At 68.9% G+C, this 22,396-nt stretch carries 25 protein-coding genes; 11 read left to right on the plus strand and 14 right to left on the minus strand.

Annotated features, from left to right (window positions below):
* Positions 1–76 precede the first annotated feature (76 nt).
* Positions 77–859 (plus strand): PHP domain-containing protein, encoded by a 783-nt coding sequence (locus tag NO978_RS09240; RefSeq protein WP_257299302.1) that lies wholly within the window; start codon positions 77–79, stop codon positions 857–859.
* A gap of 89 nt (positions 860–948) precedes the next feature.
* On the plus strand, positions 949–1,110 hold the full coding sequence (locus tag NO978_RS09245) for a DUF6757 family protein (protein ID WP_175526332.1): 162 nt from the start codon (positions 949–951) through the stop codon (positions 1,108–1,110).
* Between the two features lie 26 nt (positions 1,111–1,136).
* Here NO978_RS09245 and NO978_RS09250 read toward each other — a convergent pair whose 3' ends face one another.
* Together NO978_RS09250 and NO978_RS09255 are read right to left on the minus strand one after the other, a co-directional pair.
* The gene (locus NO978_RS09250; RefSeq protein WP_257299303.1) at positions 1,137–1,460 is read right to left on the minus strand and encodes a ferredoxin family protein; all 324 of its coding nucleotides are present in this window, start codon (positions 1,458–1,460) and stop codon (positions 1,137–1,139) included.
* 51 nt (positions 1,461–1,511) lie between these two features.
* Positions 1,512–1,832, minus strand: a complete 321-nt coding sequence (locus NO978_RS09255) for a tRNA-binding protein (RefSeq protein WP_257299304.1) — start codon at positions 1,830–1,832, stop codon at positions 1,512–1,514.
* Positions 1,833–1,910: 78 nt separating this feature from the next.
* On the opposite strand from NO978_RS09255, the gene NO978_RS09260 reads away from it, so the two are divergent.
* Together NO978_RS09260 and NO978_RS09265 are read left to right on the plus strand one after the other, a co-directional pair.
* A complete protein-coding gene (locus NO978_RS09260) occupies positions 1,911–2,378 on the plus strand; it encodes a cupin domain-containing protein (RefSeq protein WP_257299305.1) in 468 nt (155 codons plus the stop codon).
* A 43-nt stretch (positions 2,379–2,421) separates the two neighbouring features.
* Entirely contained in the window at positions 2,422–2,799 is a 378-nt protein-coding gene (locus tag NO978_RS09265; protein WP_257299306.1) for a thiol-disulfide oxidoreductase DCC family protein, read from the plus strand.
* Between the two features lie 110 nt (positions 2,800–2,909).
* Here the strand turns inward: NO978_RS09265 and NO978_RS09270 are convergent, their stop codons facing one another.
* The 7 genes from NO978_RS09270 to NO978_RS09300 form a co-directional block, all read right to left on the minus strand.
* Entirely contained in the window at positions 2,910–3,785 is an 876-nt protein-coding gene (locus NO978_RS09270) for a hypothetical protein (RefSeq protein ID WP_257299307.1), read from the minus strand.
* 42 nt (positions 3,786–3,827) lie between these two features.
* Complete coding sequence (locus NO978_RS09275) at positions 3,828–4,568, minus strand: HAD family hydrolase (RefSeq protein WP_257299308.1); 741 nt, start codon at positions 4,566–4,568, stop codon at positions 3,828–3,830.
* Between the two features lie 118 nt (positions 4,569–4,686).
* On the minus strand, positions 4,687–4,824 hold the full coding sequence (locus tag NO978_RS09280; RefSeq protein WP_257299309.1) for a hypothetical protein: 138 nt from the start codon (positions 4,822–4,824) through the stop codon (positions 4,687–4,689).
* A gap of 199 nt (positions 4,825–5,023) precedes the next feature.
* Positions 5,024–6,187 carry an acyl-CoA dehydrogenase family protein gene (locus tag NO978_RS09285; RefSeq protein ID WP_257299310.1) on the minus strand — a complete coding sequence of 388 codons (1,164 nt, stop codon included), beginning with the start codon at positions 6,185–6,187 and terminating at the stop codon, positions 5,024–5,026.
* A gap of 171 nt (positions 6,188–6,358) precedes the next feature.
* A complete protein-coding gene (locus NO978_RS09290; RefSeq protein WP_257299311.1) occupies positions 6,359–7,180 on the minus strand; it encodes a hypothetical protein in 822 nt (273 codons plus the stop codon).
* A gap of 84 nt (positions 7,181–7,264) precedes the next feature.
* On the minus strand, positions 7,265–7,972 hold the full coding sequence (locus tag NO978_RS09295; RefSeq protein ID WP_257299312.1) for a type 1 glutamine amidotransferase: 708 nt from the start codon (positions 7,970–7,972) through the stop codon (positions 7,265–7,267).
* A gap of 380 nt (positions 7,973–8,352) precedes the next feature.
* On the minus strand, positions 8,353–9,123 hold the full coding sequence (locus tag NO978_RS09300; protein WP_257299313.1) for an alpha/beta fold hydrolase: 771 nt from the start codon (positions 9,121–9,123) through the stop codon (positions 8,353–8,355).
* 57 nt (positions 9,124–9,180) lie between these two features.
* On the opposite strand from NO978_RS09300, the gene NO978_RS09305 reads away from it, so the two are divergent.
* Together NO978_RS09305 and NO978_RS09310 are read left to right on the plus strand one after the other, a co-directional pair.
* On the plus strand, positions 9,181–10,272 hold the full coding sequence (locus tag NO978_RS09305; RefSeq protein WP_257299314.1) for a hypothetical protein: 1,092 nt from the start codon (positions 9,181–9,183) through the stop codon (positions 10,270–10,272).
* An 81-nt stretch (positions 10,273–10,353) separates the two neighbouring features.
* A complete protein-coding gene (locus NO978_RS09310; protein WP_257299315.1) occupies positions 10,354–11,556 on the plus strand; it encodes an HD domain-containing protein in 1,203 nt (400 codons plus the stop codon).
* A gap of 224 nt (positions 11,557–11,780) precedes the next feature.
* Here the strand turns inward: NO978_RS09310 and NO978_RS09315 are convergent, their stop codons facing one another.
* From NO978_RS09315 to alaS, 3 genes are all read right to left on the minus strand, one after another.
* Complete coding sequence (locus NO978_RS09315; RefSeq protein ID WP_257299316.1) at positions 11,781–12,968, minus strand: DUF4013 domain-containing protein; 1,188 nt, start codon at positions 12,966–12,968, stop codon at positions 11,781–11,783.
* A 91-nt stretch (positions 12,969–13,059) separates the two neighbouring features.
* Positions 13,060–13,917, minus strand: a complete 858-nt coding sequence (locus NO978_RS09320) for a hypothetical protein (RefSeq protein ID WP_257299317.1) — start codon at positions 13,915–13,917, stop codon at positions 13,060–13,062.
* 83 nt (positions 13,918–14,000) lie between these two features.
* The gene (gene alaS, locus NO978_RS09325; protein WP_257299318.1) at positions 14,001–16,778 is read right to left on the minus strand and encodes an alanine--tRNA ligase; all 2,778 of its coding nucleotides are present in this window, start codon (positions 16,776–16,778) and stop codon (positions 14,001–14,003) included.
* A gap of 173 nt (positions 16,779–16,951) precedes the next feature.
* On the opposite strand from alaS, the gene NO978_RS09330 reads away from it, so the two are divergent.
* Positions 16,952–17,467, plus strand: coding sequence for a TspO/MBR family protein (locus tag NO978_RS09330; protein WP_257299319.1), 516 nt, complete (start codon positions 16,952–16,954; stop codon positions 17,465–17,467).
* Between the two features lie 59 nt (positions 17,468–17,526).
* On the plus strand, positions 17,527–19,449 hold the full coding sequence (locus tag NO978_RS09335; protein ID WP_257299320.1) for a PAS domain S-box protein: 1,923 nt from the start codon (positions 17,527–17,529) through the stop codon (positions 19,447–19,449).
* Between the two features lie 16 nt (positions 19,450–19,465).
* Here the strand turns inward: NO978_RS09335 and NO978_RS09340 are convergent, their stop codons facing one another.
* Together NO978_RS09340 and NO978_RS09345 are read right to left on the minus strand one after the other, a co-directional pair.
* Positions 19,466–20,056: a response regulator gene (locus NO978_RS09340; RefSeq protein WP_257299321.1), complete on the minus strand. Its 591-nt coding sequence runs from the start codon at positions 20,054–20,056 to the stop codon at positions 19,466–19,468.
* A 128-nt stretch (positions 20,057–20,184) separates the two neighbouring features.
* Positions 20,185–21,165 (minus strand): replication factor C small subunit, encoded by a 981-nt coding sequence (locus tag NO978_RS09345; protein WP_257299322.1) that lies wholly within the window; start codon positions 21,163–21,165, stop codon positions 20,185–20,187.
* Between the two features lie 111 nt (positions 21,166–21,276).
* Between NO978_RS09345 and NO978_RS09350 the strand changes: the two genes are divergently transcribed.
* From NO978_RS09350 to NO978_RS09360, 3 genes are read left to right on the plus strand one after another with little or no spacing between them, the layout of a single operon-like run.
* Positions 21,277–21,474 (plus strand): ubiquitin-like small modifier protein 2, encoded by a 198-nt coding sequence (locus NO978_RS09350; RefSeq protein ID WP_257299323.1) that lies wholly within the window; start codon positions 21,277–21,279, stop codon positions 21,472–21,474.
* Positions 21,471–21,989, plus strand: coding sequence for a peroxiredoxin (locus tag NO978_RS09355; protein ID WP_257299324.1), 519 nt, complete (start codon positions 21,471–21,473; stop codon positions 21,987–21,989). The genes NO978_RS09350 and NO978_RS09355 overlap by 4 nt, the downstream gene beginning before the upstream one ends.
* Positions 21,982–22,392 carry a GNAT family N-acetyltransferase gene (locus tag NO978_RS09360; protein WP_257299325.1) on the plus strand — a complete coding sequence of 137 codons (411 nt, stop codon included), beginning with the start codon at positions 21,982–21,984 and terminating at the stop codon, positions 22,390–22,392. The genes NO978_RS09355 and NO978_RS09360 overlap by 8 nt, the downstream gene beginning before the upstream one ends.
* The last annotated feature ends 4 nt before the right edge of the window (positions 22,393–22,396 follow it).

Raw genomic sequence — 22,396 nt, forward strand, 5'->3', positions numbered from 1 at the left:
CAGGTTCCTTGTACACCTTAAGGTGAGCGAACCGACGTGTCGGAACGCGTTTCCCCCGGCCGGTCGAACGGCGGGTATGGTGTACGCGGACCTCCACGTCCACACGACGAACTCCGACGGGACGATGACCATCGACGAGGTGCCGGCGGCCGCCGAGCGCGCCGACGTCGCCGTCGTCGCCGTCACCGACCACGACCGGACCCACCCGGCGCTCGACGCGCCGGTCGTCGAGCGGGACGGCGTGACCATCGTCCACGGCATCGAGCTCCGCGTCGAAGCCGGCGACCAGCGCGTCGACCTGCTCGGCTACGGCGTCGACGACGCCGACGGCGACCTGCAGGCGCTCGTCGGCCACCTCCAGACCGACCGCGAGCAGCGCGGTGCGGCCATCATTGCCAACGTGGAGGACCGTCTCGACGTCGACCTCGGGCTGGAGAGCCGCCCCGGGCTCGGCCGCCCACACATCGCCCGCGCCGTCGCCGACCACCCCGACACGGACTACGAGTACGGCGCGGTGTTCGAGCACCTCATCGGCGACGACGGCCCCTGCTTCGTCCCGCGCGACGTGCCCACCTTCGAGGAAGGTCGCGAACTGCTCTCGGCGGCCTGCGGGGTGGTCTCGCTCGCACATCCGTTCCGCTACCCGGACCCCGAGGCCGCGCTCGAACTCTGTGCCGACCTCCCCGCCGTCGAACGGTACTACGACTACGGGCACGCCGTCGATACCGAACTCGTCGAGCGCGCCGTCGAGGAGCACGACCTGCTCGTCACCGGCGGGAGCGACGCCCACGACGACGACCTCGGCATCACCGGGCTCGCCGAGGCGGAGTACGACCGCCTCGCCGAACAGTTCACCTGAATCGGCACGCAGTGCCGCCCCGGGCGGGGGCACCGTCGGCATCGCCCGCGAGCGTAGCGTTCAAACCGTTGCACCGCCAAGATGGATCCATGAAGTGCCACTACTGCGACCTCGATGCCGCGTTCGCGGTCGAATCCCAGGGCATCAAGGTCGGGCTGTGCGAAGAGCACTTCCGCGACCGTCTCGACGACCTCGCGGAGGCGGACGAACTCCAGCAGCTCAAGGAAGAAGTCGACGTGGACCGAACGTAGCGGGCGTTCTCTCTTCGACGACGCCGTCAGGCCGACCGGCTCGCGTCCACGTCGATGGCGTCGACCGGACAGACGTCGACACAGAGCATGCAGTCGATGCACTGCGCCTCGCTGGCGGGGTCCGCCTTGATCTCTGACTCCGGGTGGCCGGGCGTGTCCACCCACTCGAACACGTCGACGGGACAGTCCTCCAGACACGCGCCGTCGGCGAGGCAGATATCGAAATCGACGGCGACGTGCGTGCCGTGGATGCCGAGCTGGTCCGGTTCGTCGACGGGCCCCCAGACGGCGTGTCCGTCGTGGTCGTCGAGGACATCGCGGTTCTGGTCGAAGTTCGGGTCGATAGCCATAGCTGTCGGTCGGCGGCCGACCGGGAAAAACCACCCGACTCCATCACGAGATCAGTACAGCTCGCCGCCCAGCGGCACGTCCTCGTCCGGTGTGACCAGCACCGGGTTGCCGTCGTCGTCCGGGACGCCGACAGTCAGCGCCTCGGAGACGTAACCCGCGATGTTCACGGTGCCGAGGTCAGTCGCACAGAGCACCTGTCGACCGGGGAGTTCGGCCACGTCGTGGTGGTAGCCGAGCTGGGCGGCCGACCGGAGCTGCTCGTCGCCCACGTCGAGCGTGAGCTTCACGAGCTCGGGCTTTCGCGCCTCGGGGAACGGCTCGGCGTCGACGATCTCTGCGACACGAATCGTGCCGTCGAACGGGCCACTCATAGCCATTCGGTCGCGCCGTCCCCACCTAAAGCTCCCGCAGCCTGCAGCTATTTGCCGCCCGCTGCCGTCGCATCGTTCATGGAGAAGGTGACCATCGCGGACGCGAAACGGCGGATGGGCCCCGCCGACGTGAAACGGCCACTGACCGACGCCCTCGGCGCGACCGATTTCGCGCTCAACTACTACGAACTCGCGCCGGGCGACAGCCTCGGCTTCGGCTACCACCGCCACAGCGACCAGGAAGAGGTGTTCTACGTCCAGTCCGGCGTCGTCACGTTCGAGACGGAGTCGGGAGACGTACCGGTCGAGTCGGGCGATGTCGTCCGGTTCGCACCCGGCGAGTGGCAGCTCGGCAGCAACGAGAGCGACGAGCGCGCCGTCGTCCTCGCGATGGGCGCGCCGAAGGAGGCCGGCGAGCTCACCATGGTCCGGCACTGCGAGGACTGTGGCGAGCGAACGGAGCAGACGCTCTCGCTCACGGACGAACGCGACGCGGTCGTCAGCTCCTGCGTGGACTGTAGTGCGGAGACCGGCCGGTTTACCTGAGCCCCCACCGCCCTTCATGTCGGCGCGGTACCAACGTCCGCGTATGAACGCCTGGCCAACTATCGTCTACGATGACGACTGCGGGTTCTGCACGTGGAGCGCGCGGTACGCCGCGGCCCACGGCCCCTTCGTACTCGTCGGGTTCTCCGAGCTCACGGACGAGCAGCTGGCGCGGCTCCCGCCGGACTACGAGTCATGCGCGCACCTGTTCGTCGGCGACGAGACGTACTCCTGCGGGGCGGCCGCCGAGGAGATCGTCGCCCGGATGGACTCGTGGGAGCACCTGCCGATGGCCGCATTCCAGTTCCTGCCCGGGAGCGTTCGACAGGCGATCCGCGAACCGATATACCGGTCGGTGGCGGACCATCGGGACTTCTTCGGGAGAATCCGACGCTGCGAGCCACCGGCTCGGAGCGAGTGAAATGGAAGTGGGAAAGTCGACGCATCCGGAGTTACGTACGGGTGTAGTAAAATCTGTTTCGCTACCGCGACCAGTTGCCGGTAGGTCCCGGGTTCTTATGCCGGCGATGATCACCCCGCCTCGTCGGACACGAACTCGACGACGGCGTAGCCGGTGCAGACGAATCGCGCTTCACCGAACACCTCGCGGAAGCGCTCGGTCTCCTCGTCACCGAGGTCGACCGTACCCTGCTCGACAGCTGTCCGGAGCGGCTCGCGGCGGTCGGCCGACAGGACCCGGTCCTGTATCCTGACGAGCGTCGAGTTCTGGCCCACGCCGGCAGCGCGGAGTGTGAGCATGTGGTGGCCCATGTTGTCGCCGACGAGGGTACGCAGCCTGTACACGCCGCCGTCGGTCCGGAGGTAGTCGGCCGACCGGAAGGTGAAGAACGCGTCCGGAACGTCCGCGTGGCCGCCGGTGGTGTAGCTCCCCTCTGCCAGCAGCTGGTCGGCGATCTCGTGTTCGGCGTCGGTCAGATTCGCGTAGACCAGCACCTCGCCGCTGGCCTCGCTCTCGGCCGCCACCGTCGCTTCGACGCTGTACGTCGCCTCCTCGCCGAACCTGGCGTAGCTCGACGTGGGGTCGTACGTCTCACCCCGAAACCGGATGCGGTCGAACGCATCGAACACCAGCCGGTCGTCCTCGTCGACGGGCCCGTCCTCGGGCAGGTAGTCGACGCGACCGTCGGTCGCGGCGGCGTCGCTGACGAGCGTCCGGACGCGCTCGTTGGCGAGGACGGCGCTCGCGCCGTCGGGCACCGCCACGGGGTCGACGCGCTGGAGCTGCTGCACTGGCTCGGGCTCGGCCGTGAGTCGCGTCGTCGGGGCTGTCGTCCGGTTCGCCGTCGGCGTCCCGTCGTCGGCCGAATCGCCACCGAACAGACAGCCGCCGAGCGCGGCCGTCACTCCGAGACCGACTGTCGAAAGGAGGGCTCTGCGGGAGGGCATCGGACGTGGGTTCCCGACACGCGGGTAAGTGCTTTGTCCGGCTCAGCCGAGCAAATCGGCGAGTTCGTGCAGGCTTTCGAGCGTGTGGTCGGGCGCGACATCCTCGCCACCGGGGGGCGCTGCCCGCGCCTCGACCGGCGCCGTCCCGCCGCCCGGACACCACGCGACCCGTAGGCCGGCCCGGACCGCTCCACAGACGTCGTGGTGGAACGAGTCCCCGACGTAGAGCGCCCGGTCGGCCGGGACAGCGAGCTCCGTGAGGGCAGTTTCGAACGGTTCGGGGGCGGGCTTCGGTTCGCTCACCTCGTCGACGTACACCTCGGTCTCGAAGATGTCCGCGATGCCCAGGCTGTCGAGCTTGACCGCCTGCACCGTCCGTTCGCCGTTCGTGACGAGCCCGACGCGGTAGCCGTCCCGGGCTGATGCGAGTGCGGCCTCCGCTCCGGGCAGGAACTCGACCCGGTCGCGTGCGAGCACCGCCCCGAAGGCCTCGTACAGCGCCCGGGCGTCGGCGGGGTCGCCGCCGTGGCGCTCGGCAGCCCGCTCGAACGCTCTGATCCAGAAGTCGGCGTGGGTGCGGTCCCGCGGGAACGGCTGTTCGCTGGCGACGGCTTCGAGGTCGGCGTAGCTGCAGAACGGCTCGACGCCCGCCCGGTCGAACGCCTGCGGCAGTATCTCGCTGCCGTCCTGCTCGTACGTCGTCAGCGTGTCGTCGAGGTCGAACAGCACCGCGTCGATATCTCTCGTCGGTCCAGTTCCGTCGTTCCGTGGTCGTCCTGTCATGGATACTCCGCCGCGTGACGTGCGGCGGCCGGCGACAGCGTGGCCCAGCCACGGCTGTTGCCTGCTGAGAACGATATCGACTCGTCAGCGTGTCCCGTTCAGCGTTTCGGTCCCGCGCTCACAGCCGGCGTGCCAGCACGACGACGCCGAGGACGAGCAGGAGGACACCCCAGAGCACGTCGCTGCCGGGGAGCGCGGCGAGCACGAGGGTCACGATACCGGAGCTGACGAGCGACCAGCCGAGCGTCGAGGCCATGGTCGTGCTTCGGACGCCGGACGGGAATGGTTGGTGCCGCGGGTCGTCGGCCGCGAGTCTCCTTGCCGGCGCTCGCTCCGAATCGCTCCCAAGTAGGAGGTTCCTCGCTGGCGCCCCGAACCGCCCTGCTCACGGCTCGCTGCCGCTCGCCGTTCGCGAGTAGGAGGTTCTCACTCGCTAGCGCTCGTTCCGAACCTCCCTACTCGAACGCCGCGATACCGGTCAGGTCCTGGCCCAGGATGAGCGTGTGGATGTCGTGGGTGCCCTCGTAGGTGTACACCGTCTCCATGTTCGCCATGTGGCGCATCGGCGAGTAGTCCGAGGTGATGCCGTTGCCGCCGAGCATCTCGCGGGCGACGCGGGCCTGGTCGCGGGCCATCCGGACGTTGTTCCGCTTGGCCATCGAGACGTGCTGCGGGCGGAGGTCGCCGCGCTCTTTCAGCTCGGCGAGACGGTGGGCGAGCAGCTGGCTCGTGGTTATCTGTGTCGCCATCTCCGCGAGCTTCTCCTGCTGGAGCTGGAAGCTGGCGATGGGCGTCTCGAACTGCTCGCGGTCCGTCGCGTACTCGCGCGCGACCTCGAAGCAGTCACGCGCCGCGCCGACCGCGCCCCAGGCGATGCCGTAGCGGGCCTGCGTGAGACAGGAGAGCGGCCCCTTCATCCCCTTCACGCCGGGGAGGACGTTCTCCTCGGGCACGAACACGTCGTTCAGGCCGAACTCGCCGGTGATAGACGCCCGCAGCGAGAGCTTCTCCGTGATCTTGTTCACCGAGAAGCCATCGCGGTCGGTCTCCACGAGGAACCCGCGAACGGGGTTGTCGTCGCTGGACTTGTCCCGGGCCCAGACGACCGCCACGTCGGCGATGGGTGCGTTCGTGATCCACGTCTTCGAGCCGTTGAGCACGTAGCCGCCCTCCGCCGCCTCGGCGCGGGTCTCCATCGCGGAGGGGTTCGAACCGTGTTCGGGTTCGGTGAGGCCGAAGCAGCCGATCTTCTCGCCGCGGCCCATGTCGGGCAGCCACTGCTCTTTCTGTTCCTCGCTGCCGAAGGCGTGGATGGGGTACATGACGAGCGCGCCCTGCACGCTGGCCATCGACCGCAGGCCGGAGTCACACGCCTCCAGTTCCTGCATCAGCAGGCCGTACGCCGTCTCGGAGACGTTCGGCAGGTCGTAGCCGTCCAGGTTCGGGGCGTAGAAGCCCATCTCGCCCATCTCCGTGATGAGCTCGGTGGGGAACGTCCCCGCCTCGTAGTGGTCGGCGATATCGGGTCTGACGCGCTCCTCGACGAACTCGCGGGCGGTGTCGCGGATGAGCCGCTCCTCGTCGTCGAGGTCGGATTCGAGGCCGACGAAGTCGAGCATACAGTTGGTCAGGACCACGTGCTGAAAAATACTCCTAAATGTTGCCTCGGACCTGTCTGCCTGTTCCGGTCACGGTCGAACAGTCTCGCCGCGCTCGGCCGAAGGTTTACATATCTTGTAAACACTGACAGCCGGTGACAGCTTCGACCGCCCAGCCGGGTGCCCCCCGGATTACGAGACGCGCTGTTCGAGCAGGCGGTCGCCGCTCTCGGCACACGTCAGCGCGACGACGTCGTAGGCGTTACAGCAGGATTCGACGGTCTCCTCTTTCATCTCGACGGCACCCCCGTCGGGGCACTCTTCGAGGAAGACGCGAAGCCCGTTGAGCACGCGGCCGCGGGCGACGGGGTCGAGGTCGGCCCAGGCGTCGCGGTCGAAGGCGGCGAGTGCGTGGCCGCCCGCGATGTCGACCCGCAACGCGGTGCGGGAGGGCCACTCGCCGGCGCGCTGGCCGTCCCGTTCGAGGATGACGGCCTCCGCGCGGAAGTCGAGGTCGTAGTCGCCGTCGCCGAGGCCGAAGACGGTGCGGACGTCCTCGGGGCCGGGGTCCTCGATGGCTGCGAGCTCCTCGTCCCAGCGCTCGGTGAAGGACTCGGTGAGGCAGACGTCGTCGATGTCGTCACAGGGTTCGATGGCGCCGGCCTCGGAGAGGTACGTCTCCGGGTCGACCTCCCGGGTGTCGCCGGCCGACGGCATCGGATGTTCGGGCTCCTTCCCGAACAGTCGGAGGACGGACTCGGGCATGTAGCGCTTGGTGAGCGTCGGCGTGCCCGGGACCAGGTAGCCACGGAGCCAGATGCTCGCCGCGGAGAGGACGAGCACGAGGAGCGCGGCACCCCCGGCGACTGTGGTACTCGCGTTCGCGGCCATCAGGAGGGCGACGTCGACGACACTCGCCAGCACGAGTGCGATGAGGACGTTCACCGTCGTGCAGGGCCAGCAACGGTTCTCCCCCGTGTACTCCGGCTCTCGGACGCGAGACAGCACGGTCATGGTTGTTTACAGGAACGGCGCCGATTGTTATATTCGTTTCCCGGGTATCCGCTGGCGGGCAGTCGAACACGTGCCGGCCGAAGGTTAGTCGCTCGCGGTGGTCGCTCGCTCGTCGCGGACCGCGGCGGCGTACTGCAGGAAGTTGTCGAACAGCGTCTTGGCCTCGCAGGCCTTCGCGTAGTTCTCGTCGGTGATGCCGGCGACGACACGCGCCTTGCGCTCGTCGCTGAGCTCGTCCTTGCCCTCGGTGACGGTGCGGGCGGTCTCGGGGTCGTACTCGGGGTGGAACTGCACGCCGAAGACGTGGCCCTTCCGGAAGCCGTGGTTGCCGTACTCGTTGGTGGCGATCTCCTGGGCTCCGTCGGGGAGCTCGACGACCGCGTCGGAGTGGGTGGTGAAGACAGTGAAGCGGTCCGAGAGTCCGTCGAGCAGCGGGTCGGCACCGCTGCGCTCGACCTCGCGGTACCCGATCTCGTACTCGCCCATGTCGTCGACCTCGCCGCCGAGCGCCTCGGCGAGCAGCTGGTGGCCCCAGCAGACACCCAGGCAGGGGAGACCGCGTCCGGCGGCCTCGCGGGCGTACTCGCGTGCGGCACGAATCCACGGCTCGTCCCAGTACACCGACGAGCGCGACCCCGTGACGACCACGGCGTCGTACTCGAAGGTCTCGGGGAGCTTGCCGTCGGTGACGGAGAACTCCGCCACGTCGGCGTCTAGCTCCCGACGGAAGTTCCGACGGGTGTCCGCCCCGTCGTGGGCGGCGTTCAACAGCGCGATGCGGAGTCGGCTCATGCTCGAAGCCCACGGCACGGCCCCTAATGGGCGTTGCGCCCCGGCGAATCCTGCCGAGGAGCGATACGCCGGGCACGCCTAACTCTGTAGGACGAACCTCTACTGTCGATCGTGCCGAATGTACGGATGCGGTCGACGTGTCGGAGCACTCCACGAGCGGCCGACGGACGGACCGTGCCGTCGGCCACGGCGCGTCGGATTCCACGACCGCACCGCTTGCAAACCGACCCCACCCACCACCCCACCCCACCTGCCGCGACACACCGCACCCCTCGCCCACCACCGCCGCCCGCCCCCCGCTCGCGCCGGACAGTCCGGCCGTGCCATCCCGGGCCCTCCTACCATCCCTCCCTCCGAGCACTCGTCCCCGACCAGCGGCCTCAGTCCTCGCTGTCGAAAAAGCCCAGGAGCGCGTCGTTCACCGGACGTGACCGCTCGATACCGACGAAGTGCCCCGCGTCGGGGTACGCGAGCGCCTCGCCACGGGGCAGTTCCTCGGCGAGTCGACGCCCCGCCGCCGGCTCTATCAGCTCGTCGGCGCCGGGAACGACGACCAGCGTCGGGTTGTCGATCTCGTACAGCGGCTCGGCATCGAAGCCGTCGAGCGCCGCGCGCTGGTGCTCCCACGACTCCCGGTCCGCGTCCTCGTCGCCGCGCCAGCCCGCGATACCGTCGAGCACGTCGGACTGTTCTGCCCGGAACTCGGCTGAGAGCGCCGACGAGAGCGTCTCCCTGCAGGCAGTGGCGTCTGCGGGGTCGGCAAAGAACGGCTCCGGGTCGTAGGCGGTGCCGGTCGCGGCGCCGGCGAGCAGCCCCAGCTTCCGGACCCGGCCCGACGTGCGGGCGTAGTGCAGCGCGACCATCGCACCGAGGCCGCTCCCGACGAGGTGGACCGACTCCGTGCCGTGGTCCGAGAGTACGGCGTCGAGGTCGTTCGCGAGCGTCGCCACCGACAGCGGCCCCGCCGGGCGGTCAGACCCGTCGGTCCCGCGCATCGCCCACGTCAGCGTCTCGAACGGCCCGGCGAGGCCGGCGTGCTGCCAGCCCCAGAGCCACGGCCCGCAGCCGATGTCGGGGACGAACGCCACCGTCTCCCCGTCGCCGTCGGTCTCGTACCGGAGCGTCGTCCCGTCGCGTGTCGCGGTCGGCATGGCTGTTGGGAGCGGTCGCCACCGGAAAGTATTCACGGATGGTGACGACGGTACGATATGATGCGACGCCGCCAGTTCCTCGCCGCGACCGGTACTGCCCTCACCGTCGCCCTCGCCGGCTGTAGCGAACCGCCACACGTCGAACTCCGGCTGACGCCGCTCCACGACGCGGAGCTCGGCGAGCAGCTCGTTGCCGACGTCGACGACCTCTACGAAGACGAAGCGTCCGCCGCCGTCCGCGGTGCCGCCGAGAACGGCTCCTACGTCCGGAACGCGACCGACGAATCCGGGCCGCTGCTCGACGACGGGGAGCTCGTGCGCCACGACGGCGAGGTGTTCGCCGTCCGGACCGTCCGCGTCGGCGTTCAGGCCCGAACGTTGCAGGTGTTCACCGTGACCTACACCGGTCGCGGGGACGAGACGACCGTCGAACTCGGCGACGACGCCCGCATCGTCGCGTACTCGGACCTGCCCACCGCCGACCGGAGGATGTTCGACGACGCCTACCCGGAAAGCCTGGCCAGGGAGCCCGGTGCGATGGCCAGGTATCTCCGCCTGACCTACCCGGACGACGCCGAGTCGGTGTTCGTCCCGGAGCAGGAGTACGACGCTGTCGAGTACGAGGGCCGGACGTTCCAGGTCGAGTACGAGGGTGAGGACGTCGTCGAGAACGGCCGGTACCGCTACGAGCTCGAACCGGTCGCGCCCGACATCGAGACGTACGTCGACCGCGTCGTCGACGAGCACGTCTTCACGCTCGACCGGAGCACACTCTCCGAGGAGCAGCGCGAGATGGTCGCGACGGCCATCGACGAGAGCACGTACGAGGAGGAGAAGGAGATCTCCGACGCTTTCGCGGCTCTGGTCGAGCGAATCCGGGAGCACGAGCCCGTCGACAGGCACTCCTCGCAGCTGAACTACGTCCTCAACTACGACGGGATGACGTACCTCGCGGAGCTACACGACACCGATTTCGACTTCGATTCCGAGACCACCGAACCCTACCGCACGACGACGGACGACGAGCCTGCGACGGGAACGACGGTCGACGATAGCACAGCGACGAACGGCTCCGGCACCGTCGACGGTATCGACCACAACGCCGAGTATCCCACCACCGAACCCTACCGCACGACGCCCTCGGGCTGATCCCCAGCGGGACCCCCTCCTGATGTCACGGTCGCCCGGCGAGTCGGGCTTCTTTTGGGACGCCACCGCGAGGGTCCGACAATGCACGCGATCAAGGACAGCGTCCACGACTACATCGAGGTGTCGGGCGTCGTCGCCGACCTGCTCGACACGGCGGCGATGCAGCGGCTCCGCCACATCAAGCAGCTCTCGACGGTGCGGCTCGTCTACCCCTCCGCGAACCACACCCGCTTCGAGCACTCGCTGGGCGTCTACCACCTCGCCCGCCGGGGCTGTCGCCACCTCGACATCGAGGGTGGCCGCGCCGAGGCGGTGCAGGCCGCCGCCGTCCTCCACGACGTGGGCCACGGGCCGTACGGCCACCAGACCGAGGGCATCATCGAGCGCCGCCTCGGCCGGCACCACGACGAGGTACACGACCTGCTCGAGGAGACGGCGCTCGCCGACGTGCTCGAATCGCACGGCCTCTCGACGACGGTCGTCGCTGACCTCATCGACGGGCAAGGGAAACTCGGGCAGCTCGTCTCCGGCGAGCTCGACGCGGACCGCATGGACTACCTCGTTCGCGACGCCCACCACTCCGGGGTTCCCTACGGCACCATCGACCAGGCCCGTCTGCTCCGTGGGCTCACCTTCATCGACGGCGACCTCGCCCTGGCGGAGGGGAACCTCGCGACCGCCGAGTCGATGCTCGTCGCCCGGGCGCTGATGAACGCCACCGTCTACCGTCACCACGTCCCCCGCATCGCCGGCGAGATGCTCGAAAGCGCCTGCGAACGGCTACTCGACGGCACCGACCTGGACGCCGAACGCTTCGCCCGGATGGCCGACGACGAGCTGCTGGCCGCGCTCCGGGACCACGAGCCCACCGCCGAGGACGCTGCCCGCCTCGCCGAGCGCGACCTCTACAAGCGCGCGGTCTGGGCCGAACTCGACGACGTGCCCGACAGAATCGTTGATGCGGACCACGCGGACGAACGCGAAACCGAGCGTGCCATCGCCGAGACCGCCGGCGTTCCCGAGCGGGCCGTCCTCCTCGACGTCCCCGGCCGCCCCGCCATGCCCGAGTCCTCGACCCGCGTCGTCGTCAACGGCGAGGTCCGCCGGCTGCAGGACGCCTCGCCGCTGGTGCAGGGCCTTCAGGCCGCCAGCACCGTCCAGTGGCGCCTCGGCGTCTACGCCCCCGAGGAGCACGTCGAGCCCGTCCGCGAGGCCGCCCTCGAAACGCTCGACGTCCCCGCCTCCGGGACGCGCCCCTCCGGCGACCGCGAAGCCTTCGTTTAGCCAATACGTTTACAGTGGTGCGTCTCGGAATCGTATACGGGGTTACGACCCCCCAGATCGGATCAGTCGTTGCCTCCTGATCGATGCCCTGCTCGGCCGGGACCGAGTGGGGACTGGGATACGCCACTATCATATCCTTTTGGTGGCGCGAACCACGGTTCGTAGCTACGCCTGTCGATGTTCGGCGGAGCCGAAACCGATCGAGCAGACTCGCTCCTGACTGTTCAGTACCCGTTCCGCTGGTCGACCTCCTCGGCAGTCGGCAGCACGCCTTCCTCCGCGCCCTTGTAGTAGACGAACCCCCAGTAGGCGCCGTTGGCGAAGTAGGTGAACGTCCAGCCCCAGGCGAGGCCGATGAGGAACAGGACCACGCTGAACGAGGCGACGATGCGGAGGACGACGACCAGCAGGACGTACAGCAGCCCGTACTTGACGTAGTGCTTGGTGAACGCGAAGTCGAACGTGAGACTGGACGAGAAGGTCTTCGTGATGCTCCCCGTGACGGGGTAGACGGTCAGGGCGGCGGGGAACAGGTAGAAGCCGACGAGTACGAAGATCCAGGCGACCGCATCGTGGAGCATCGCGCCGGCGAGAATCGCCCCCAGCCAGACGGCTCCTGCGAGGGTGAACGCGACGACGTAGCCGACGCCGTCGGTGAGCATGTCGCCGTAGTCCGCGAACTCGGGCTGGGTGCGGCCCTGTGCGGCGTAGCGGGTGAGGCGGAACACGTAGCCGAACAGGAACACGAGCGGGAGGAACACGAGCAGCGGGCTGACCAGCACGACCGCCCCGGCCTTCAGGAGCGGGCCCCAGCCCCGCTGGGTCGGGTAGGAGAACGCGAAGTCGAACGCGCCCTTCCGTCGCCAGTCGATGTGTTTCACGCCGTCGTCGCCGTCGAGCCGGTTAGTCGGAGGACGGGCGGTCCCGCGACGACGCTCGTACTCGTCGCGACGTGCGCCGTGGTCCGGGTGCGGACTGTCGAAGTTCCAGCTGACACCGTCGGCTGTCGACGCTGCTTCGCCGGCCGCCCGGTCGCCGGCGCGCCGCCCATCGCCACCGGGAGCGCGCTGCTCGTCGGGCCGGCGGGGACCCTGGCGGTCACGGCGTCGGTCGTCGGGTGCGTCGGTCGGTCGTCGCCGCCCGTCGTCCGGTGCCAGTTCGGCCCGGCGTGAGCCGTGACTGTCGTCGGCCGGTGGGTCGCGTCCGGCGCTGGGTCGGTCGTCGGTCGAGGACTCCGGCCCTGTGGTCGGCTCCGTGTCCGCACGCCACTCGTCCCCGTCGCCGTCCCACGAGTAGCTCGGGTACGTGGACTCGTCGTCGTCCGGCCCGCCGTCGGCCGAGTCACCGCCCTCGTCCCCGGGTCGGCGGTCGGGAGTGCGTTCGTCGGCCGGGTCCTCCTCGTCCCGGCTCATACGACCGTCACCTGCCGAACGCTGTGGAACGCCATCTATTTGACACGATAGGAGGTGGGCGGAAAAAACCTTCCGGCAGCCGAGGCACCCACTACTCGTCCGTGGCCGGCAGCGGCTCGACCCGCCCGTCCTCGATGGCCTCGCCGTAGAGGTAGCCCCAGTACGCAGCCGGTACCAGCGCCGCGAGCGGCAGGAGGAACGCGGCGAAGGTGACGAACAGCAACACGAAAAACCCCACGACCAGCAGTCCGACCAGGAGCACGGTGTCGGCGAAGAAGTGGAGCGCGTACCGCCGGGTGAACGCGAACTCCGGCGTGCGGACGGCGGTCTCGCGGAGGTCCTCGGTCGCCGCGTACGTCGTGAACAGACCGGGCAGGAGGTACGACCCGACGAGTGCGAGCACGCTGGCGAGCAGGGCACTCTCGCTCGCGCTCAGGTACACCAGGGTCCCCAGTCCGCCGACGGCACCCCACCAGAGCACGGTGACGACGACGCCGCACTTCGCGATCCCCCAGATATCGTCGTAGCCGGGCGGCTCCTCGGCCCGTGCGGCCGCGCCAGCGAGCCGGGTGACGTAGCCGGCCGCCAGCACACCGGGCACGACGAGGAAGGAGAAGATGCCGAGGACGCCGGTGAGCAGGGCCGCCGATCCACCCTCCCGGAACGGGTACCTGAGGCTGAACGTCACCACGCCGGCGTCGAAGATACCGGGGTCCATCGCCTCGTCGGGCCGGGGTTCGGCGGGCGGTCGCTCGTACTGCGGGTCGCCGAGCCGGTCGACCCAGCGGTCCGAGCCAGCGTCCCCCCGTTCACTGGTGCCGTGGGTGGCAGGCTGCACCCGATCTGGCGGCGAGCGAGCCTCCTCGTCCCACGGACGCCGCTCGGTATCGCGAGGGCCGGCCGCGGTGTCGTCCCACCTCGGCTCGGGCTCGTCGTCGTCGCGGCTCACGGCCACACCTCGTGCGGCCGGCAGCACCGCTGTCGGGACATACTTCGAATCAGACGTGTCGGCACGAAAAACGTTCCGTCGGCTCAGTGGTCGAGGACGGCCCGGAGCACGTCGGCCGCGTCGTCGAGCGCGTCGTCGAGCGCGTCGGTGTCGGGGCCACCGCCCTGTGCGAAGTCCGGCGGGCCGCCACCGCCGCCGCCGACTTTCGACGCGAGCTCGCTCACGACCGCGCCGGCGTTGACCTCGCTCTCGTCGGGAACGGCGACGACGAACTGCGCGCCGTCGAGCCCGGAGCCCAGCACGGCGATCTTGCCCTCCTCGACGAGTGCGTTGGCGGTCGCACGCAGCTCGTCCATGTCGGCGTCGACGCGCTGGACGACCGCCGGCGTCCCACCGACGTCGACCTCCTCCGCGCCGTCCGCACCGGAGGCGCGGACCTCTGCGAGCTGCTCCTTGAGGTCCTCGATGGTCTTGCCCCGCGCCTTCCACTCCTCGAAGAAGCGAGCCGCCGTCTCGGGCACCTCCTTCGGGGTCACGTCGAGCACGCCGGCGGCGTCGTACAGCGCGTCTTCGGTCTCCTGGGTCGCCGTGATGGCGGCATCGCCGGCGGCGAAGCTGATGCGCTCGACGCCGTCCTGCACGCGCTCGGTCCTGTGGAGCTTGATGGCCCCGATGTCGCCGGTGCGGGCGACGTGCGTGCCACCGCAGGCCTGGACGTCCTCGGCGACGTGGATGAGCCGGATGTTCGTGCCCGGCGGGATACCGCCCTGGTAGAGGTCGAAGCCGTGCTTCTCCTCGGCCTCGTTCCGGTGGGGCCACTCCTGCTTGACCGGCGTGTTCTCCATCACCAGCTCGTTGGCGTAGCGCTCGATCTCCTTCGCCTCCTCGCGGGTGATTCGCTCGTAGTGGTGGACGTCGATGCGCGAGCCGTCGACGCCCTTCTGGGCGCCGGCCTGCCGGATGTGCTCGCCGAGCACCTGCCGAGCGGCGTGGATGACGACGTGCGTGGCGGTGTGGTTGCGCATCAGCTGCTTGCGGCGGTACGTGTCGATCTGGCCGCGGACGAACTCGCCCTTGCCCGGGCTCTCGTCGGTCCGGTGGAGAATGACCCCGTCGCGGCGCTGGACGTCGGTCACCTCGACGGTGACGTCGTCCGTCGAGAGGTTCCCCGTGTCGGCGGGCTGGCCACCGCCCTCCGGGTAGAACATCGTCTGGTCGAGCACCACGTCGTAGCCGTCCTCGCGCTCGAACACGTCGAGGACGACCGCCTCGAACTCGGTGCGCTGCTGGTCCTCGTAGTAGAGTCGCTCGGTCTCGGGCAGGTCGTCGAGGCGCTCGGCCTCGCTCTCGTCCGCCTCGTCGAAGGCCTCGGCGCTGTCGTGGCGCTCGGCGACGAGCGAGTAGAAGTCGTCGGGCACGTTGACGCGCGCGCCGGCCTCCTCGGCGATGGCCTCGACCATGTCCGGCTGGATGCCGTGGCTGTCGTACAGCTCGATGAGCTCGCTCGTCGGGATGGGCTCTGACTTGCGGGCGTACTCCTCGGCGAGCTGTTTGACGCGACGGCTGCCGCGATCGAGCGTCTCGCGGTACTTCTCGACCTCGGTGCGGACGATGTCGCGGACGGTGTCTCGGTTCTGGTAGCCCAGCCGGTCGGCCTGCATGTCGACCAGCTCGTCGAGTGGCGCGTCGACGCCGACGTTGTCACAGAGGCGCTTCGTGCGCCGCAGCACCATCCGGGCGAGGTAGCCCGTCGAGACGTTCGACGGGACGATGCCGTCGCCGAACATGTACGCGAGCGTGCGGCAGTGGTCGGCGATGGCGTAGATGTCCTCCAGCGGCTCCATCAGCGACTCCAGCCGGTCGACCTCGACGTCGAGCTTCTCGGCGATGTCGCCGCGGGCCGTCTCCATGTCCTCGGCCTCGTCGATGTCCATCCGCCCGGCGAGCTTGGCGGCGCGGTTGACGAGTCGTTCCTCGTCCTCGGAGAGGTCGATGCCGGCGTTCTCCTTGAGGAACGCGATCGTGTCGGGGTAGACGGCCTCGTACACCGTCGGCGTCCCCTGGGACATCCAGGTCCACCGCTCCAGCCCGTAGCCGGTGTCGACGATGTACGTGTCCATGAAGGAGTAGCGGTTGCCGTCCTTCATCTCGTAGTCGCCCTCGGGGTCCTGCTCCATGCACATGAAGACGAGCGTCGCCAGCTCGGCGCCGCGGTAGATGACCTCGATTGCGGGTCCGGCGTTGCCGCCGCCGACCCACGGGTCCTCGATGTACGTGATCTCGTCGAGGTTGGCCCCCAGCGACTCGAACAGCTCGTCGCAGTACTGCACCGTCTCGTCCTTCCAGTACACCTCGCCGTGGTAGGCGTAGGCGTCCTCGTCGACCTCCTCCTGCGTGTTGAACACGTGGTGGGCCATCATCTCGAACGCCATCGTGTGCCGGCCCGTCTTGCCCACGTTGTCGATGTCCTGCATCCGGATGCAGGGCTGGCTGATGGTCAGCGGGTTCGCCGGCGGCGGCGTCTGTCCGGAGGTGACGAGCGGCTGGAAGTCGTAGATAGAAGCCTGAGTCAGCAGCACGTCGTCCCGCCAGCGGTTCGCCGCCACGGGGTACGGCTCGATCCGTTCGTGGTCGTGTTCCTCGAAGAAGGAGAGGAACGCCTCCCGCATCTCCGCTAGCGTGTACTCCTCGTCGAAGCCGGGGTTGTCGATGAAGCTGTAGTCCTCGCAGGGTGGCTCACCGCACAGCTCCCGGTCGTGGTCGCGTGTCCAGAAGTGGGCGCCGCAGCCGGTACACTCCCGGCGTACGAACCCTTCCGTCTCGAAATAGTCGAGACGGTACTCCTCCTCAAGTTCGCTCATCGTTGTCCCACAGTGGCTCTTCGGTCGGTAAAACAGTTCCGCAACCGCCCTTCCTGCAAAATTCGCGACGCTGGGGCCGGGAGCCGCGGGCTGTCCAGCGTCGGTGGCTCCGCCCAGGTGGTCCGACGTGGTTACCGACCTCGGTTAAGTGGGCGGCCGTCCCACTGGACTGTATGTCTTCGGCGAACGACGGCGCGACCACCGGCTCGCAGTTCCCCGACGGCGACGAACTGCTCCGCGTCCTCGGCTTCGTCGTGCTGGTGAACGTCGTCGGCGCGACGCCGGCGGCCCTCGGTGGCCCCGACAGCGCGTGGTTCCAGGCGCTCGAGAAGCCGTGGTTCTACCCGCCCGGCTGGGCGTTCGGCGTCGCCTGGACCGTCCTCTTCTCGCTGCTGGGCGTCGCCCTCTACCGGGTCTGGCGCGAGGGCACGGAGCACGCCGCGGTCCGGCTCGCACTCGGCGCGTTCGCCCTCCAGATGGGGTTCAACGTGGCGTGGACGCCCACGTTCTTCACGCTCCAGCGGCCCAGTCTCGCGCTCGGCATCATCGCCGCCCTCTGGCTGCTCGTCGCCGGCACCATCGCCGCGTTCGACCGCGTCGACCGGGCCGCCGCCGCGCTGCTCGTGCCGTATCTCGCGTGGGTCAGCTTCGCGACGGTCCTGAACTACGCCATCTGGTCGCTGAACTGACCGCCAGCCGACCCCGGCGGCCGCAGAGTTAAACCCCACGCGGCGGTATCGCTTCCACAGTGAGAAGCTCCGAGACGGAGCGGGAGGTGACCGGCGTTCGAATCGCCGTGCTCGCCACCGACGAGGAGCACGCGCTGGCGGTCGCGACCGCCATCGGCGGCGAGTGTACGTTCGACGCCGCGACCGCCGCCGAGGAGATCGAATGCGGTCCCGACTGTCTCGTGGTCGCCGACGACCCGACCAGGGACGACGACCTCCCGGCGGCGGCCGCTGCGGTCGACGCCCCGACGGTCGTGTTCGCCGACGGCGACCCGACGGCAATCGGGGAACTCGCGGCCTTCGACGGTTTCGTCCGCGACGACGGCACCGACGGTGCGGCGACCCGGCTCGCGGACGAAATCGCCTGGCAGGTCGCCGGCGGCGACGACTACCCGACGGCCCTCAGAGAACGCACGGCCAAGGTGACACGCCTCCACCGCGTCGCGACGGAGCTCGTCGGCTACGAGGACGAGATGGCCGTCTACGACGCCGCGGTCAGGGCCGCCGAGGAGATTCTCGACCTCGACGTCGTCGGTATCGACGTCGTCGAGGACGGCTACTTCGTGCCGGTCGCGGTGTCCGGTGACATGGAGGAGAAGGGCTACGCAGCCGCCGGTGAGATCGCGGTCGACGAGGGTATCGCGGGCGAGACGTACCAGTCGGCGGAGTCCATCGTCGTCGACGACGTGCGCGAGCGCGACGACAACGCCGTCGACAAGTCCGACCCGGAGTACCGCTCCATCCTCTCGGTCCCCGTCGGTGACTTCGGCATCCTGCAGGCCGGCTCGCCGGACGTCGACGCGTTCGACGACCGAGACAGGGAACTCGTCGAACTGCTCGTGACCCACGTCGCCGAGACGGTCGAACGCCTCCGTGCCGAGAGCCACCTCCGCGACCAGCGGGACCGCCTCTCCGCGCTGTTCGAGAACGTTCCCGACCCGGTGGTCCGGTTCGCGCTCGTCGACGACGAGCTCCGTGTGCAGGAGGTCAACCCGGTGTTCGAGTCGACGTTCGGCTGGTCGACGGAGGAGGTGGTCGGCGAGGACATCGACCAGTACATCGTCCCCGATGGGTTCGAGGACGAGGCCGAGTCGCTGAACCAGAAGCTCCTCGCCGGCGAGAGCCTGCAGGTGGTCTCGCGCCGCAAGACCGAGGACGACATCCGAGACTTCCTGCTGCACGTCGTCCCGTTCGAGCGCGGCGAGCGCAGCCTCCAGGGCTTCGCCATCTACACCGACATCACCGAGGAGAAGCAGCGCCAGCGCGAGCTCGAACGCCAGAACGAGCGCCTCGACGCGTTCGCGAGCATCGTCAGCCACGACCTCCGGAACCCGCTCTCCATCGCACAGGGCTACCTCGACCTCGCGGAGGAGACCGGGGCCCCCGAACACTTCGACGAGATACGGCGTGCACACGGCCGGATGAACACGCTCATCGACGACCTGCTCACGCTCGCCAGACAGGGCGACGTCGTCGGCGAGATGGAGTCGGTCGAACTCGGGCCGGTCGCGACGCAGGCATGGGCCAGCGTCCGGACCGGCGACGCGACGCTGTCGGTCCTCGACAGCGTAACCGTCGACGCAGACCGCGACCGACTGGTCGAACTGCTCGAGAACCTGTTCCGGAACGCGGTGACCCACGGAACCGGGGAGGAGGACGACCCCGCGGGCCCCGGGGAGCCGTCCGGTCGCCGCCCGGACGGCGAGCCGCTCCATGTCACCGTCGGCCTGCTCGCGGACCGCCACGGCTTCTACGTCGACGACGACGGCGTCGGCTACGAGGGCGACGACGACCCCAGCCGAATCCTCGAATCCGGTTTCACGACGAGCGAGGTCGGGACCGGCCTGGGGCTGACCATCGTCCGGGAGATAGCCGAGGCGCACGGCTGGTCGGTCGACGTCGTCGACGACGACGGGCTCCGGTTCGAGTTCGTCGTCGAGTAGAACGGGACGGGGAGAGTCAGTTCGCGGTGCCGGCGTACCCACGGAGCAGGCCGTGGAACAGCCGGGCGTCGCCGCCGGTTGCGAGCAGTTCGTCGAGCAGTTCGTCCGCACGCTCCGCCTGCTCGTCGACGCACGCCTCCAGTTCGAGGTACTCCTCGGAGTCGTAAAGCTCGTGCTCGGGCTTTCTGGCCTCCAGGACCGCCTTCTTCGAGACCTGCGCGTAGTACTTCCGGAGCTCCTCGTCGTACTCGCTCCGGCGCTTGAGCCGTTCGAGACAGCGGTTCAGCGTCTCGCGGTCGACCGGCTTGACGAGGTAGTCGTCGAACCCCATCTCGATGATGTCGAAGTCCGGTTCGACGGCGGTGACGATGACGACCTGACAGTCGTTGCCGTCTTCGCGTACCCGTTCGAGCACCTCGTCGCCGGAGCGACCCGGCAACCGACGGTCGAGGACGACGATCTCCGTCTCCTCCGTCACGGCTTCGACAGCCTCGTCACCGTCTGCGACGGACGTGACGGCCCACTCTGCACCCAGCCAGGACGAGTAGAGGCTCGCCAACTCCGTGTTGTCCTCGACGACGAGGACGTCCGTACTACGTTCTCTCATGCTACCAGATAGTTCGTGTACGGACCATGATGTTATCCGGCATAAATGTCTCGGCCAGAACAAGGTCGAGACGGTTGATATTTGCGGCTTCAGGCCTCGAATTATACGATCACGATTGCTGCAACCGACTACTCCAGTGCGAGCGAGGCGAGCAGCGCCTCCAGCTGCACCCGCTCGTTCGCGCCGGTCGTGATGCGGTAGTCGGCCTCGCCGAGCCGGTCGAGCAGCCGGACTGCCGCCTGCTCCTCCAGTTCGAACTCCCACGCGGATCGGTGGATCTGGTCGATGATGTCGCCGCCAGCCAGCCCGCGCTCGGTGATGAGGTCGTCGAGCTTCGCTCGCGCCGCCACGAAGTCGCCGTTCAGCGCGTCGGTCACCATCGCCTCGACCTCCTCCGGCCGGGCCGTCGACGTGATGGCGTACACCGTCTCCTCGTCCACGGCGTCGCCCATCACCGACGCCGCCTGCAGCGCGTTGATGGCCTTGCGCATGTCGCCGTCGGCCGCGTAGACGAGCGCGTCGACGCCGTCTTCGGTGTACTCGATACCCTCCTCGCCGGCGATGTAGCGCACCTGCTCTGCGACCGCCTCGTCCGACAGTGGCGAGTAGCGGAACACCGCACATCGCGACTGGATGGGGTCGATGATCTGGCTGGAGTAGTTACACGAGAGGATGAACCGCGTGTTGTTCGAGAACTGCTCCATCGTCCGGCGCAGCGCCGACTGGGCGTCGCTGGTCAGCGCGTCCGCCTCGTCGAGGAAGATGATACGGTAGTCGTAGCCGCCGAAGGACGAGCGCGCGAAGTTCTTGATGCGGTCCCGAACCACGTCGATGCCGCGCTGGTCCGAGGCGTTCAGCTCGAGGAAGTTCTCCTGCCAGTCGTCACCGTAGATTTCTTTCGCAATACTGACAGAGGTCGCGGTCTTCCCGGTGCCCGCCGGCCCTGCGAACATGAGGTGGGGGATGTCGTCCTGCTCGACGTAGCTCCGGATGCGCCCGATGATGTCCTCGTGGCCCACCACCTCGTCGAGCCCGTCGGGGCGATACTTCTCTATCCAGACCTGCTTGCGACCCCCTGATTCGTCGCCGGTCGCCTCGGCCTCGCTCATGTGGCAGGCGAGGAGTCGTCCGGGCATAAAGCCCCCGAGACGAGCGCGCGAGTGGCACCTACCTCGGTGCACGACGACACCCTTAGGCGGACGGACCGCCAACCCCGAGCCATGCAGGTCACGGTCGACGTGAAGGGCGAGACCACCCACGAGGTCGACCTCCCGGAGCCGACGTACGCCGACGTGCTCAGGGCGGTCGACCTGAGTCCCCACGAGGTGAGCGTGCTCGTCGACGGTCGCCCCGTGCCCGAGGACCAGCCGGTCGAGTCGAGCGAGGTAACCGTCCTGCGGCTCATCAAGGGCGGATGACCGACCTCGCCGCGGAGTTCGAGCTTGCGAACGTCGGCCCGGGGCCGGACCCGTGCTCGCTGCGGGACCTCGCCGCCGACAACGCGTTCGTCGTGCTGCTGTTCCAGCGGGACTTCTACTGCACGAACTGCCGAAAGCAGGTCCAGGCGGTCGCGGAGCGGTACGACGAGTTCACCGAGCGCGAGGCCGTCGTCGCCTCGCTGCTGCCGGAGGAGCGCGAACGCGCCGCGGAGTGGCAGGAGAGCTACGACCTGCCGTACCCGCTGCTGGCGGACCCCGAGGCAGTCGCGAGCGACGCCTACGACCAGCCGGTGAAGTTCGGTATCCTCGGGAAGTTCAGCGACTTCCTCGGCCGGATGCCCGAGGCGGTCGTCGTCGACGCGCGCGGCGACGAACCGACCGTCGCGTGGTCCTACGCCGGCGAGTCGACGTTCGACCGGCCCTCGGTCGACGACGTGCTCGCCGAGCTCGACCGGCTCCGGGAGGCCGAGTCGGCCGCGACTGACGATGCCTGACCGGCCGTCGACCGCCGTCCGCGTGGCACGACCCGACGAACAGGAGGCCGTTGCGGCGGTGCTCGACGCGGCGATGCTCCGGACCGACGCGCTCGACGAGTCGCTCGCGCGTGAGGACGTGCTCGTCGCCGTCGTCGAAGACCGGCTGCTCGGGGCGCTGGTGCTCGTGCCGGGCGGGAGCGACGACGCGAAGGGGCCCGACGGACCGCACGTCGATGCCGTCGCGGTCCGCCCGAACCGACGCGGGCAGGGCATCGGGAGCGCGCTGGTCGAGTCCGCGCTGCCACGGTGCGGCCCGGAGGAGCGCCTGACCGCGGCGTTCGACGCCGACGTGCGGCCGTTCTACGCGTCGCTGGGGTTCGACATCGAAGAACGGGATGGCCGGCTGTTCGGGGTTCGGTGAAGGT

The sequence above is a fragment of the Haloarchaeobius sp. FL176 genome (assembly GCF_024609245.1).
GTDB lineage: Archaea > Halobacteriota > Halobacteria > Halobacteriales > Natrialbaceae > Haloarchaeobius.